Here is a 14,119-nt window from a genome sequence, read left to right on the forward strand (position 1 = left end):
CACCACCCGACGACCCGCAGCAGCAGCCCGCTCCGCCACCGTGAGCCCGAAGAACCCCGAACCGACAACAAGAAGATCCATCAGTGCTCTCCGAATCCTGAGAGGAATGCCACGCGGACCACGACTAGGCCCGACGGTGGACAGTGCGGTTGTAGACCTGGACCTCCAGAAGCCGGAGCCAGTGCAGCGCGGTGCACTGGATCCGCTGCCACGCCGTGAGCGAGGCGATGCGGTCCGCGACATAGTGACGGTCCTGGTCGTAGATCGCCTGATCGGCCGCGGTGGCCACGCTGCGCTTCTCGGTGCGGATCGCCTGCAGTCCGAAGTACGCGCGGGCGGGCAGGATGCCGTCGGCCAGGGCCAGTTCGAAGCACCTTTCGTGTGCGAGCACGATGTCGTGGTAGTACTTCGTGGATCGCAGACTGTGCGACACGCTGTCGGCCCGCTGCAGCCAGTAGTAGAGGCGGTCGTCGCACGAGGCCACGGCCCTCATCCGGCCGTAGAGATCCATCGCGATGGCGACGTCCTGCGCGTATCGCCCCTCGGGGAACCTCAGTCCGTCGAAGAGCGAACGACGGTAGAGCTTGCCCCAGTTGGCTTCGCTGAAGTAGTAGAGCTCCTTGCCGGTGAGCTTGCGCAGGAACAGGCTGAACACGCGCTGGTAGTACGCACCCGGCCGGTCGAAGACGATCACGCTGCCGGGTTCGTCGTCGGCATGGCTCGCGCGCAGCTCGGCGGCGGAACTGGCCCCGACGTTGTACCAGCGGCAGCAGCTCATGTCGGCGTCCGCGTCGATGAGGATCTCGACGAGACGGCCGATCATGCGCCGGCTCATCAGGTCGTCGTTGTCGCAGAAGGTCACGAGCTCGCCGGTTGCGGCATCCAGTCCGCTGTTCTGGGCCGCGGCGATCCCGCCGTTCTCGCGGTGCAGCACGACGACGCGCTCGTCCGCTGCAGCGAACTCGTCGCAGATCGCCCCCGAGCCGTCGGTGGAGCCGTCGTCGACGAGGAGCAGTTCGATGTTCCGGTAGTCCTGCTCCAGGATCGACGAGACGCACGCCGGAAGGTACCGCTCCGAGTTGTACACCGGGACGATGATCGACACTTTGGGCGTCATCACGTGATCTGACACGGGTGGATCCCCTAGACGATGGAGATGGTCGCGGCGACGGTGCCGATGCTGCGGTCGTCGTTCTCCATCGTGAATCGGGCGCCCTGCCACATGATGTGCGTGTCCTCAGGAAGCACCGGCCACACGTTCGCGTTCACGAAGTACTGGCCGGGGCCGAAGTTAGCGCTCTCGATCTCGAACTCCATGCTCGAGTCCCCCGCGGGGATGGCAGGAAGCGCGACGTCGAGCCGCTCGGTGTTGGAGGCGAGGACCATCTGGCCCGTCGGCGTGTCGATGCTGAAACCCATGTTCCACGTGGGCATCGCCTGCTGGGCGCGCACGTGGATGCGGACCTTCATCTGCGAGCCGACCGGAGTGGTCTTGCGCTGACGCCCCTCGCTGTCGAGCACCTCGATCGCCGTGATCTCGATCGGCTTGCCGGCGTCGGGCGGCGGGGCCTCGCCGACGCGGCGTCCCTCGAGCACGTCGCGCAGCGCCGACACCGCATCGTTGACGTCCCCGTCGAACACGACCTCGCCGTCGCGGAGCACGACGCCCCTGTCGCAGAGCTCCTGCACCTGGGAGGCCGAGTGCGAGACCAGGACGATCGTCCGGCCTTCGCTGCGGAACCGTGCGATGCGGTCCATGCACTTGCGCTGGAAGGCCTCGTCGCCCACGGCCAGGACCTCGTCGACGAGCAGGACATCAGGATCCGTGTGCACGGCGACCGCGAACGCCAGGCGGACGAACATGCCCGACGAGTAGAACTTGACCTGCGTGTCGATGAAGTCGCCGATGCCGCTGAAGTCGAGGATCTCGTCGAAGCGGGCATCGGTCTCGGCCCGGCTGAGGCCCATGATCGAGGCGTTCAGGTACACGTTCTCGCGGCCGCTCAGATCCGGGTGGAACCCGGCGCCGAGTTCGAGCAGCGCAGCCATCCGTCCGCGGGTGAGCACCTCGCCGGAGGTCGGCGAGACGATCCCGCCGATGAGCTTGAGCAACGTGCTCTTGCCGGAGCCGTTGGGGCCGAGGAGGCCCACCGTGGTTCCCGCCTCGATCTCCAGGCTCACGTGATCGACGGCCGTGTACTGCTGCCGGTGCGCGCGCCCGCGACGACCCGCGTGGACGATGCGCTCTTTCAGGCTGTTGTCCTTGCGGACGACGAAGTGCTTCGTGACGTCGTCGACGCGCACGACGACGGGACCATGCTTGGATGCCTGCATCACATCTCCTGCGCGAAGTTGCCCTGCAGCCGCGTGAAGACGCGGTGCGAGATGACCAGCAGCACCAGGCCGACCACCGCGGCCACCGCCGTCCTCAGCAGGAGGTCGTCGGGGTAGTCCGCGGCGGTCCCTGCTCCCCAGAACGCCTTGCGGAACCCGAGCACGGCGAGCGTGATCGGGTTGTTGGTGTAGACCTCGAGGGCCCACGCGGGAAGCCCGACCTTCGCGAAGGCGTCCGAGACCATCGTCCACGCGTAGACGATCGGCGAGAGCCACATGGCGAGCATGAGCACGACGTCGGTCACGTACTGGACGTCGCGAAGATAGACGTTCAGCGCCGACAGCAGAATCCCGAACGCGAGTCCGTAGATCAGGATGAGGATCACCGAGGGGAACACCCAGAGCATCTCGACCGGTGCGGGGAGCGCCTGGAAGACGATCGCACCGCCCAGTAGCACGAGCACCTGGACCAGGAACATGAAGCCTGCGGCACCGACGCTCGCGAGCGGGAAGATCTCGCGCGGCAGGTAGATCTTCTTGACCAGTCCCGCGTTGCTCAGGATCGAGGAGGTGGATCCCTGGACCATCTCGGCGAAGAAGCTGTAGATCGTGAGACCCGCGAACAGGAACACCGCGAACTGCGGGATGCCCTCTGCTGCCCGCAGGAACTGCCCGAGCACCAGGTAGTACATGAGGAACTGCACCAGCGGCCGGATCAGCGTCCAGAGGAAGCCGAGCACACTGTCGCGGTACCGCGCCTGGAGATCCCGTCGCACGAGGAGCCCCAGCAGGTCTCTGCGACCGAAGACCTCACGCAGTTTGCCGCCGCGACCGGGGAACCTCAATCCGCGAGAGTCCGATGACGTGAACGGGGTCGCCGCGATCCGCGCGAACCGGTCGGTCGTATCCAAAAGCTCCGCCTATGTCGATGAACTGCATAACTATACCCGGCGGTATCTGGCAGCCCCGTCCACGGCACCCGGCACCGGTATCCTCGTGTGAGAGCACCGGAGCGGGCGCGCTGGGCCGACCGCCGGCCATCGCCGACGGTTGCGCGAAGGGATCGGAATGTCACGAGTCGTCGTCACCGGAGCCGCAGGCTACATCGGGCCTCACGTCGTCACCGGCCTCCTCGACAGGGGCCACGACGTCGTCGCGACGGTGCGCCGGCGGGGGACCGTCGAGCTCGACCCGCGCGCAGCGATCGTCGAGGCCGACATCCTGGCGGACGACTTCGACACGTCGGCCTGGGGCCCGGTCCCGGACGCCGTCGTCCACCTCGCGTGGAAGGACGGCTTCCGTCATAACTCGCCGGCTCACATGTCGCAGCTGTCTTCGCACTTCCGGCTCTTGACGACGCTGGCTGAGAAAGGCGTCGCAAGGATCGTCGCGCTGGGAACGATGCACGAGGTCGGCTACTGGGAGGGCGCCATCGAGGCCGACACGCCCACCTCTCCGCTGTCGCAGTACGGGATCGCGAAGGATGCACTGCGCCGGGCGCTCCCGTTGGCCCTGCCCGAGTCCGCCTCGCTGGCGTGGGTGCGCGCGTACTACATCTTCGGCGACGACCGTCGGAGCGAGTCCATCTTCCGCAAACTGCTGGATGCCGCCGACCAGGGCAGGACCGAGTTCCCGTTCACCTCCGGCCGCAACCTGTACGACTTCATCCCCGTGGACGAGCTCGGTCGCCAGATCGCCGCGCTCACCGACGCCGAGGACGTGGTCGGCACCGTGAACTGCTGCTCAGGGACGCCGATCTCGCTCGCCGCGCAGGTCGAGGACTTCATCGCCGCTCACGACCTCGGGCTGACGCTGCAGTACGGCGCATTCCCCGACCGTGCCTACGACTCCCCCGGCGTGTGGGGCGACGCCACCGTCATCCGTGAGGTCATGGCGCGCGACGAAGGCACGACGCCGGTTCAGTAGCCCGGGGTGATCCCCACCGCCGGCGCGTTGGCGAGATGGCGCTCGGCGAGCTGCACGATCACCACGTCGGGGTGGTACTGATCGACCAGCGCACGGAAGTTGGGCGGATTCGACCAGTCGTCGTATCGATGCTGGATCTGCCACGTCTTCGCGAACGTCTGCCCCCAGTACGGCGACAGCGCGTTGCCCATCGAGTCCCGCAGGATGAGTGCCGTCTGGTCCGTCTTCGCACCCTCGGTCGACGTCTCGGCCGGCAGCTTGGAGAGATCGACGGGATCCTCGCCGTCGACAGTGGTGGTGACACCCTCCGAGTCCGTCACCGCCACATCGGCGAACGGCTCGTCGAACGTGGGGACGGTCCACTCCGGCCCGGAGTCGGGAACGCCGTACGGCGCGTACTCGTTGTAGATGCGGGTGCTCTCGACGCCTGAGACGGCCGGCACCCACAGCGCTTCACTGCTCGGGTGGGTGGCGTCGTGGCACTCGGCGTACGCCTGCCACGCCACGTAGCCGCCCCAATCGGTCCAATGGCTGTTGACGGGCGTGTAGACGGTGTCGGACTCCGAGGCGGTTCGCAGCGCGCTGCGGAAGTCCACGATCGGAAGGTCCGGGGACGCCGCCAGGAACTGATCGATCGGGGTCGATCCCAGGACGCCGTCGGTCCACTCCGGGAGCTGCTGCGGGTAGACGCTGCTCGCGGACGGGCTGATCTGGATCGACAGCTCGATGCCCTGCTCCGCCAGGCCCGATTGCAGGGCCGCGAAGTAGTCGTGCCACGCTCCGACCTCGGCGACGGTGAGATAGCGCCGGCCGATCGCCTGCGAGAAGTTCTGCTCGACCTGGTCGTTGTAGAACGCCCAGCCGTCACGCCCGAGGACCACGGGGTCCTGGAGCTGATCCGCGTTCGCGTTCCAGGTCGCCTCGCCGGCGCCGTCGGCATCGATCCACGGCTCGGTCGCAGGCTTCGCGATCGGGGGTCGGCACGCGGCCGCGACAGCCGGGTCGCCGGAGTCCGACGACGCCACGGGTGCGGGCTGCGCAGCGGCCTCGTCGAGGCGGTACTGCGTCACCCAGCCGATCACTGCCGCGATGAGAGACAGGATCGCGAGAACGATGAGCGGGATGTCCTTGTACCGGCGCCACCAGCGTGGGCTGGGCAGGCCGGATCCATGGACGATGTCGGCGCCACCAGTGCCGCTCATGCGCGGTCCGTCCGTCCTGCCACGACCGACTCCGCCGGCGCTTCGCCGGGCGGGGGCGGCGTCGGCGTCGGCTCAGGGCTCCGCGTCAAGGGCTGCGTCGCCGCCGCTCCGGTGACGACCGGAGCGGGGCGGGGCGCTGCGCGACCGGGGTCGAGCCAGTCCAGCGCGGCGGTGCGCGGCCGCGCGGTCCGGGCGAGGATCGCGGCGAGCCACCGGGGAGTCCAGTCCTTGAGCTGAAGCGCCGGGCGCTCGATGAGGTGCCAGCTCAAGTAGGCGTAGGCGTGGCATCCGGCGACGATCACGAGGTGGTAGATGAGCCATCCCGCGTTCTGCAGCCCGAAGTAGGCGCCGAACTGCATCAGGGGCCACGCCACGATGTAGATGCCGTACGAGAAGTCGCCGTGCTTGTCCCAGTTCTTCAGCTTGGTCGCCTTGATCGAGAACCACATCAGGATGTAGCAGAAGGCGTACTGGCCGACGATCAGCCACCCGCCCTTCGCGTACGTGAACCCTGCGATCAGGACGCACGCGATCGCCAGCCGGTTGTCGATCGGGATCCGGTCGCCGAACAGTGCGAAGAGGATGCCGAAGGCGAAGGGTGCGTAGAGGAGCAGAACACGGTAGTCGCCGAAGGCGGGCGTCAGCGCCGAGAGGTTGCCGATCCCGAACCACTGCATCATCGCCAGGAGGATGATGCCCGTCGCGATGATGCCGCCGACGATGCGGTGGGACAGGGCGCCGATGACGCCGAGGATCGCCACGAGGATGTAGCAGCCGAACTCGAACGCGAGAGTCCACGCCGAGCCGTTCCACTCGAAGCCGCCGTGCTGCGTGTAGAAGGGGATGCTCGTTCCCATCCCGGCGATGTTGTGCTGCATCAGCGGGAGCCACATGTTGTTCGAGAAGTACGTCAGCGGCGAGTCGACGGTGGCGTTCCAGAAGCCGTCCATCGAGCCGTGCTCCTGCATCCAGGCGATCGGCGCGAAGACGAATGCGGTGACCAGCAGGATGAGGAACCAACCGGGGAAGATGCGCATGATGCGGCGCCAGAAGTAGCGCGGCGTCGAGGCGCGACCCATCTTGCTCTTGGTGATGAGGAATCCCGAGAGGAAGAAGAACCCCGCGACGGCGACCCCGCCGAGGGACTGCTCGTCGCTCCACTGGGTGCCCAGATCGTGACCGCCGTAGAAGCCTCCGAGCGGGCCTGCGTGCGAGAAGATGACCATGAAGGCCATCAGCCAGCGCAGGAATCCGATGCTGTTATTCCTCGGATCGAAGCTCTCCTTCAGCGAGATCACTGGCCACCTCCTCGCGGTTCCTCTTGAGCTCCGCGCGGTGCCGCATCCGCCACAGCCAGGCATGGGCGATGCGCGCGGGGCGCTCGAGCGGGCGCAGCGTCGCCGCGATCTTCGGGTGGTTCAGCTTGAGGTAGACACGTGTCAGGGCGACGATGCCGCCGTGCCCGAGCCACCCCGCCCGGTGGAGGAACTGGATCTGATCGATCGGATAGCCGGGCATCGTCGCGCCCATCTGATCCAGCTTGAAGTCCAGGGCGACATGGCTGATCGCCGTGTGCTCGAGCGCCGAGATCGTCCGCGTGTGGTAGCCGAGTTCGGCCGCGGCGTAGGAGATGAGACGCTCCTGCACATGCGCGAGGCTGCCGTCGCGGTGCTGATCCGGAGCGGCGTACTCCTCGTACTTCCACTCGTGATCCACGAGCAGCCGCAGCGCCTCGGGGCGCGCGAACCAGAAGCATCCGTAGGGTGCGAGCGGCGAGATGTCGTCGAAGGGGACGCGGATGCCGAGCTCCTTGGCCAGAGCTTCGGCCGGAGCCCGGTTCGCGTACCATCCCCGTCCCATCGTGGGGTAGCCCACGTGGATCATCGGCGGGAAGGCGAGCCCCAGGCCCGGCTCCTTCTGGAAGAGCGCGACGGCGTTGGCCGCGTACCCCGGGGAGTTCAGCACGTTGTCCAGCTGCTGGTACTTGAAGTACCGCCCCGCGTTGTAAGAGTCCTGGACGGTCTTCTTCGAGTGGATCTTCACGACGAGGTCGTAGCGACCCGGTTCGAGGACGTCGCGGCACGCGATCAAGAACGCGCTGAGATCGCGCCCGCGGTTCGAGGGGAGGACGCGGATCTCGGACCGGGCCACCTTCTCATCGGCGCGCTCGTCCAGGACGGCCTGGATCTGCGCGGCCTTCTCGTCGTCGGTCGTGGTGATGAACAGGTCGAACGGGGCCGGCAGCATCACAAGGCGGTCGAGCAGCTCGTCCGTCATGTCTTCGTAGAAGATGTGCGCCACCGCGGCCAGCCGCAGCGGATTGTCCGCGTCGTACGACACGTCGACGTCCGGAAGGATCTCCATCATGGAGGCGTCCGCGTAGAGGGACTTCGGCTGCGAGTTCTTCACGAGGTTCTGGTACAGCATCGCCACGGGATATCCGTAGGACTCGGCCTTCTCGATCGTCCAGCGGCCGATCACCGCATGGCGATCGAGGTAGGGCGGGTAGTGGAAGAACGCGCGACGCTTCAGGACGGGGCAGCCGTCGTCGAGGAGCAGGTCGGCATTGAGCAGTGCCGGGTGCTGCGACGGGTAGTCGTCGACGGCGAAGGCCACCGCCGAGGTGAAGCCGAGCTCTTCGAAGTGGTGGGTGAACCGCGACTCGTGGGTCAGGATCGACTCGGTGTACGTCGTGATGACGGGCATCTCGTCCCAGTAGGAACGCCACTCGTCACTGGTGAACATGCTCTTGCGGACCGCGATCCAGTGCGACTGGAGATGACGATGGAGCACCCCGGTGCGGGTGTAGGGGTTCGGCGTCTCTGCGCCATAGTCGGTCATCCCCCAGAAGTCGACCGGCTGCTCGTCCATGCGCTCGAAGACCGGCGCGAACGAGCCGACCGGCCCGAACCACGTGTAGTTCATGAGGATGAGCTCGTCGAACTCCGCAAGCCGCTCGGCGCCGAAGCGCGCCATCGCGGTCTTGTATCCCCACACATCGAATCCGACGTTGTCGCGGACCCAGACGGTGTCGGCGACCTGCTCCAGCCGGGAGCGGCCCTCCTCGGTGAGCCGGCCGTTGACGACGACGAAGATGTGCTGGACGAACGGCCTCAGCTCGCGGAGCTTGTAGACGACGTAGTCGTCGACGTCGCCGCGGCTGTCATGGAGGAGGTAGAAGACGATCCGGCGTCCGCCGGCAGGGAAAGCGACCGGTTCGACCGCACTGGCACGTTGCTCCATATGGAAAGGCTGACTCCTAGATGCGGCAGAACGGTCACCGCTCAAGCTGGTGGGCGGCGGCAGAACGGATCGCCGGCCCCCGTGATTCTACCCGGCTAGCTGTGGCGCCCCTGAGCGAGGATCTCCAGCAGATAGTTGCCGTAGCCGCTCTTCACGAGCGGTTCGGCGCGGGTGCGCAGCTCGTCGTCCGTGAGGAATCCGAGGCGCCAGGCGACCTCTTCCGGGCTGCCGATCGAGAGCCCCTGACGCTTCTGCACTGTCCTGATGAACTCGGTCGCCTCGCTGAGCGAGTCGAACGTGCCGGTGTCCAGCCAGGCTGTGCCGCGAGGAAGCACCTCCACCTGAAGCTGGCCGCGTTCGAGGTAGATCCGGTTGAGGTCGGTGATCTCGAGCTCGCCGCGCGCCGAGGGGCGCAGGCTCTTGGCGATCTCGACGACGTCGTTGTCGTAGAAGTAGAGGCCGGGGATCGCGAAGTGGCTTCGCGGGCGTTCCGGCTTCTCTTCGAGACTGAGCGCCTTGCCGCTGTCGTCGAACTCCACGACGCCGTAGGCGCTCGGGTCCGCTACCCAGTAGCCGAACACCGCCGCGCCGGTGAGCGACTCGTACCGGCGCAGCCGTGTACCCATCCCCTGCCCGTAGAAGATGTTGTCGCCGAGGACCAGTGCCGCCGTGTCGTTCCCGATGTGCTCCTCGCCGATGACGAACGCCTGCGCCAGGCCGTCGGGCGACGGCTGCTGGGCGTACGTCAACGAGATGCCGAACTGCGACCCGTCACCGAGGAGCCGCTGGAACTGATCAGCATCGTGCGGCGTCGTGATGATGAGGATGTCGCGGATGCCGGCGAGCATGAGCGTCGACAGCGGGTAGTAGATCATCGGCTTGTCGTAGACCGGAACGAGCTGCTTCGAGACTCCGAGCGTGATCGGGTGCAGCCGGGAGCCTGTGCCCCCGGCGAGAACGATGCCGCGCATGCACACCAGTGTGTCACAGAGGCACTGCGGTCACCCGCGACCGGCACGTCCGGCGCTCGTCCCGGGTTCTCGGGCCATCACGGGCAGCGGGGCGACACCGGGTAAACTCGATCGAATGGACAACCTCCTCGTGACCGGCGGCGCAGGATTCATCGGATCCGACTTCGTGCACTACGTGCTCGAGAACACCGACATGTCGGTGACCGTGCTCGACAAGCTCACCTATGCCGGCAGCCTCGCCTCTCTCGAGGGGCTCCCCGCCGAGCGGTTCCGGTTCGTCCAGGGCGACATCTGCGACGCAGCGCTGGTGACCGAGCTCTTCTCGGCGCACGACGCCGTCGTCCACTATGCCGCGGAGTCCCACAACGACAACTCGCTGAGCGGACCTGCGCCCTTCGTGCAGACGAACCTCGTGGGCACCTTCACTCTCCTCGAGGCGGCGCGCGCCACAGGCACGCGCCTGCATCACATCTCGACCGACGAGGTCTACGGCGACCTCGAGCTGGACGATCCCGATCGGTTCACCGAGGCCACGCCCTACAACCCGTCGAGCCCGTACTCCTCCACCAAGGCCGGGTCCGATCTGCTGGTGCGCGCGTGGGTCCGTTCGTTCGGGGTGGCTGCGACGATCAGCAACTGCTCCAACAACTACGGCCCGCGCCAGCACGTCGAGAAGTTCATCCCCCGGCAGATCACCAACGTCATCGACGGGGTGCGCCCGCGGCTCTACGGCGACGGACGGAATGTCCGGGACTGGATCCACGCCGACGACCACTCGTCCGCCGTGCTGCGGATCCTCGAGCGCGGCCGGATCGGTGAGACGTATCTGATCGGGGCCGACGGCGAGAAGTCGAATCGCGATGTCGTCGAGATCATCCTGGAAGAGATGGGCCTGCCGACCGACGCGTACGACCTCGTCGTCGACCGTCCGGGCCACGACAAGCGCTACGCGATCGACTGGTCGAAGCTGCGCGACGAGCTCGACTGGGAGCCGCGCTATCGCGACTTCCACGCCGGAATCGCGGACACCGTCGCGTGGTACCGCGCCAACGAGGCCTGGTGGCGCCCGCAGAAGGCGGAAGCAGAAGCCAAGTACGCGGTGACGGGACACTGACGGCGATGGAGTACGGAAAGACGCTCGCCGTGCGAGCCACCCCGATCCCCGGACTCATGGTGGTCGACATCCCCGTCCACGGCGACAACCGCGGCTGGTTCAAGGAGAACTGGCAGCGCGAGAAGCTGCTCGATCTCGGGCTCCCCGACCTCGGGCCGGTGCAGAACAACATCTCGTTCAACCGCAACGTCGGAACGACCCGCGGCATCCATGCCGAACCGTGGGACAAGTTCATCTCGGTGGCCACCGGGCGCGTCTTCGGCGCCTGGGTCGACCTTCGCGCGGGCGACGGCTTCGGCAGGCTGTTCACCACCGAGATCGATCCCGCCACGGCGATCCTCGTTCCCCGTGGCGTCGGGAACGCGTTCCAGACGCTCGAGCCCGACACCGCGTACACCTACCTCGTGAACGACCACTGGACGCCGGACGCCGAGTACACGTTCCTGAATCTTGCAGATGAGACGGTGGCCGTGCCGTGGCCGATCGCACTGCAGGACGCCGAGCTGTCCGACAAGGATCGCCAGCACCCCCGGCTTTCCGACGTGACGCCCGTCTCGACCTGACCCGCGCGCACTCCTCCGACTGGAGACCTGCCATGCCCGAAAGCGTCCTCATCACCGGCGGTGCCGGCTTCATCGGTTCGGCGCTCGCCCGACGGCTCGCGACCGAGGGCCACCGCGTCACCGTTCTGGACTCGCTCGTCCGACAGGTCCACGGTGACGATCCGGCCACGACGTCTCCCCTCCTGCGATCGCTGGACGGCTATGCCCGGGTGCACGTCGGGAGCGTCACGTCGACGACCGATCTGACGGAAGCGCTCGCAGACAGCTCCGTGATCGTGCACCTGGCGGCCGAGACCGGCACGGGTCAGTCGATGTACGAAGTCGACCGGTACGTCGAGACGAACATCGGCGGAACCGCGAAGCTGCTGGATCTGCTCGTCAACACGAAGCACTCCGTACGGCGGATCGTGGTGGCCTCATCGCGCTCGGTCTACGGCGAGGGCGCCTACCGCACCTCGGACGGCAGGATCGTCTACCCGCCGTACCGCGACCCCGCCGACGTCGCGGCCGGGGATTTCGACGTCCACATGCCCGGGGAAGGCGCGCTCGAGCTCGTCCCCACACCCGAGACCGCACCGCTGCAGCCGTCCTCGATCTACGGCATCACCAAGCAGACGCAGGAGTCGCTCATCCTGACGACTGCGGCCTCGATCGGCATCGAGGCGGTGTCGCTGCGCTTCCAGAACGTGTTCGGGCCGGGCCAGTCCTTGAAGAACCCGTACACCGGCATCCTCGCGATCTTCTCGACGCTCATCCGTCAGGGCAAGTCGATCGACGTTTTCGAGGACGGCCTCGAGAGCCGGGACTTCGTCTACATCGACGATGCGGTCGATGCTGCGGCGCGTGCGTGCACGGCGCCCGGCATCGGGGGCTCCGTGGTGAACATCGGCTCGGGAGCCTCCACGACGGTGCTCGACGTGATCGACGCGCTCTTCCAGGCCTTCGGCACGACAGTGCCGCTGGTCGTCTCAGGACGGTTCCGCACGGGTGACATCCGCCACAACCTCGCCGACACCACGCGTGCGAGGGACCTGCTGGGCTTCGAGGCCCGCACGCTCTTCGCGGACGGCATCCGGCGATTCGTGGAATGGGCCCAGGCGGAGCCCGCCGAGTTCGACGACTACGATCGATCGCTCGCTGAGATGGCGGCGCGAAATCTGCTCAAGTAGCCCCCGGCTATACTCGCCAGGTGCCACAGCCCCGCGATCGAACCAAACCCTCGCGCAGATTCCGTCTTCTCCTCCTCGTCCCGCTCCTTCTGCTGATCGCGCTGAGCTCGTGGGCAGTGGCATCCCCGGTCGGCGGCGCCCCGGACGAGAACTTCCACATCGCGAGCATCTGGTGCGGCGCAGGCGACCGCGAAGGGCTCTGTGAGAGCAGCCCCGGAGAAGACGGCAAGCTCGTCCCCTGGGCCACCGTCGGATCGCAGTGCTTCGCGTTCCGCTCCGACATCTCCGCGAACTGCCAGGCGGAGGAGCTCGGCGACGACCCGAACAAGCTCGTCCTGACCGAGCATGTGAACGCGTGGGCGCATTACTACTCCCCCATCTACTACGCCGTGATGAGCGTCTTCGCCTCGGACAACGTCCCCGCATCCGTCATCATGGTCCGCATCATGAACAGCCTCCTGTTCGTGCTGATCGCCACCGCGCTGTTCATAGCCCTCCCGGCGCGAAGGCGTCCCCTGCTGATCATCTCGCTCGCGGTGACGACGGTCCCCTGGGGGATCTTCCTGGTCGCGTCCGTCAACGCGAACGGCTGGGCCGTGCTGGCCGGCGGCACGCTGTGGCTCGCCGTGCTCGGGTTCTTCGAGACATCGGGCTGGCGCAGGATCGCCCTCGCGGTCCTGGCCGTCCTGACGGCCGTCATCGGCGCCGGCGCCCGCTCTGACATGGCCGCGTACGCCGTGCTCGGCATGGGGGCGGCGGTGCTGCTCGCGGCCCATCGTGGCCTCGGCCGACGATTCTGGCTGTCGGTGATCCTTCCCGCGGTCCTCGCGGTCGTGTGTTTCGTGCTCTTCCTCTCCGCGCAGCAGATCGGCATCTGGCAGAACGGTGTCGCCCCGGGCAGCGGCGGGACCGCCCAGCAGGGCCTCGGGCTCCTGGTGCACAACTTCCTGGCGGTGCCCTCCTTGTGGGTGGGATCGCTGGGCACCTGGCCGCTGGGCTGGAACGACGTCGCCATCCCCCCGCTCGTGTGGGTCGGCACCCTCTTCGCAGCCTCGGCCGCCATCTTCACCGGGCTCATCTCGATGAACTGGCGCAAGGCTCTCGTCCTCGCCGGCGCGGGGCTCGCCCTGGTGGTCCTCCCGCTCTACCTCCTCCAGCGCAGCCTCACCGAGGTCGGCGGGCTCGTTCACCCGCGCTACCTGCTTCCGCTCCTCACGATGTTCGTGGGGTTCGCACTGTTCCCTGTCGGCCGGCGGGTGCCGACCGCCTCGCGGCTCCAGATCTGGACAGTCGCCGGCATCCTCGCCATCGCCAACGCCGTCGCCCTGTACAGCAACATCCGGCGCTACACGCTCGCCGACGCACCCGGTGTCTCGTTGAGCACGTCGGACAGCTGGTGGTGGGAATCGGGCGTGCCGCAGCCGACGGTCGTCTGGGTGGTCGGCTCGGTCGCGTTCGCGGGCGTGCTGGCTCTCCTCGCCCACGCGCTCATCACCCGCGTGCGGCGAGTCCGCGTCGACGCGGCCGTTCCGTCCTCGCCGCGTCCCGTGATCGAGGGCTGAACCCGGCCGGGCTCGACGACGGCGCACTCCGGCGG

General features: G+C 67.3%; 12 protein-coding genes and 1 pseudogene. 5 read left to right on the plus strand and 8 right to left on the minus strand.

Going from position 1 to position 14,119, the window contains the following annotated elements; genetic code table 11:
* The 4 genes from ABEA46_RS20375 to ABEA46_RS07635 form a co-directional block, all read right to left on the minus strand.
* Positions 1-81: NAD(P)-binding protein (locus ABEA46_RS20375; RefSeq protein ID WP_425563178.1), on the minus strand; the 81-nt coding region annotated here is incomplete at its 3' end.
* Positions 82-124: 43 nt separating this feature from the next.
* Positions 125-1,132: a glycosyltransferase family 2 protein gene (locus tag ABEA46_RS07625; RefSeq protein WP_345543810.1), complete on the minus strand. Its 1,008-nt coding sequence runs from the start codon at positions 1,130-1,132 to the stop codon at positions 125-127.
* An 11-nt stretch (positions 1,133-1,143) separates the two neighbouring features.
* Positions 1,144-2,334, minus strand: coding sequence for an ABC transporter ATP-binding protein (locus tag ABEA46_RS07630; protein WP_345543811.1), 1,191 nt, complete (start codon positions 2,332-2,334; stop codon positions 1,144-1,146).
* The gene (locus ABEA46_RS07635; protein WP_345543812.1) at positions 2,334-3,245 is read right to left on the minus strand and encodes an ABC transporter permease; all 912 of its coding nucleotides are present in this window, start codon (positions 3,243-3,245) and stop codon (positions 2,334-2,336) included. Before ABEA46_RS07635 ends, ABEA46_RS07630 begins: the two co-directional genes overlap by 1 nt.
* A 157-nt stretch (positions 3,246-3,402) precedes the next feature.
* On the opposite strand from ABEA46_RS07635, the gene ABEA46_RS07640 reads away from it, so the two are divergent.
* Positions 3,403-4,260: an NAD-dependent epimerase/dehydratase family protein gene (locus tag ABEA46_RS07640; RefSeq protein WP_345543813.1), complete on the plus strand. Its 858-nt coding sequence runs from the start codon at positions 3,403-3,405 to the stop codon at positions 4,258-4,260.
* Here ABEA46_RS07640 and ABEA46_RS07645 read toward each other — a convergent pair.
* From ABEA46_RS07645 to rfbA, 4 genes are all read right to left on the minus strand, one after another.
* Entirely contained in the window at positions 4,254-5,462 is a 1,209-nt protein-coding gene (locus ABEA46_RS07645) for an alginate O-acetyltransferase AlgX-related protein (protein ID WP_345543815.1), read from the minus strand. The two genes, ABEA46_RS07640 and ABEA46_RS07645, sit on opposite strands and share 7 nt — an antisense overlap.
* A complete protein-coding gene (locus ABEA46_RS07650; RefSeq protein ID WP_345543816.1) occupies positions 5,459-6,760 on the minus strand; it encodes an acyltransferase family protein in 1,302 nt (433 codons plus the stop codon). The genes ABEA46_RS07645 and ABEA46_RS07650 overlap by 4 nt, the downstream gene beginning before the upstream one ends.
* Positions 6,723-8,705 (minus strand): rhamnan synthesis F family protein, encoded by a 1,983-nt coding sequence (locus ABEA46_RS07655; RefSeq protein WP_345543817.1) that lies wholly within the window; start codon positions 8,703-8,705, stop codon positions 6,723-6,725. Before ABEA46_RS07655 ends, ABEA46_RS07650 begins: the two co-directional genes overlap by 38 nt.
* Before the next feature lie 95 nt (positions 8,706-8,800).
* On the minus strand, positions 8,801-9,676 hold the full coding sequence (gene rfbA / locus ABEA46_RS07660; RefSeq protein WP_345543818.1) for a glucose-1-phosphate thymidylyltransferase RfbA: 876 nt from the start codon (positions 9,674-9,676) through the stop codon (positions 8,801-8,803).
* Positions 9,677-9,791: 115 nt separating this feature from the next.
* Here rfbA and rfbB point away from each other — a divergent pair, with 115 nt between their 5' ends.
* The 4 genes and pseudogenes from rfbB to ABEA46_RS07680 all read left to right on the plus strand — a co-directional run bounded on the left by rfbB (position 9,792) and on the right by ABEA46_RS07680 (position 14,084).
* The gene (rfbB, locus tag ABEA46_RS07665; RefSeq protein WP_345543819.1) at positions 9,792-10,790 is read left to right on the plus strand and encodes a dTDP-glucose 4,6-dehydratase; all 999 of its coding nucleotides are present in this window, start codon (positions 9,792-9,794) and stop codon (positions 10,788-10,790) included.
* Between the two features lie 5 nt (positions 10,791-10,795).
* Positions 10,796-11,344: pseudogene (locus ABEA46_RS07670) on the plus strand (dTDP-4-dehydrorhamnose 3,5-epimerase family protein); the annotation flags it as partial.
* A gap of 41 nt (positions 11,345-11,385) precedes the next feature.
* Positions 11,386-12,522: an NAD-dependent epimerase/dehydratase family protein gene (locus ABEA46_RS07675; RefSeq protein WP_425563168.1), complete on the plus strand. Its 1,137-nt coding sequence runs from the start codon at positions 11,386-11,388 to the stop codon at positions 12,520-12,522.
* Between the two features lie 20 nt (positions 12,523-12,542).
* Positions 12,543-14,084, plus strand: coding sequence for a DUF2142 domain-containing protein (locus ABEA46_RS07680; RefSeq protein WP_345543820.1), 1,542 nt, complete (start codon positions 12,543-12,545; stop codon positions 14,082-14,084).
* Positions 14,085-14,119: the final 35 nt, after the last annotated feature.

Source organism: Microbacterium jejuense (assembly GCF_039544225.1).
GTDB lineage: Bacteria > Actinomycetota > Actinomycetes > Actinomycetales > Microbacteriaceae > Microbacterium > Microbacterium jejuense.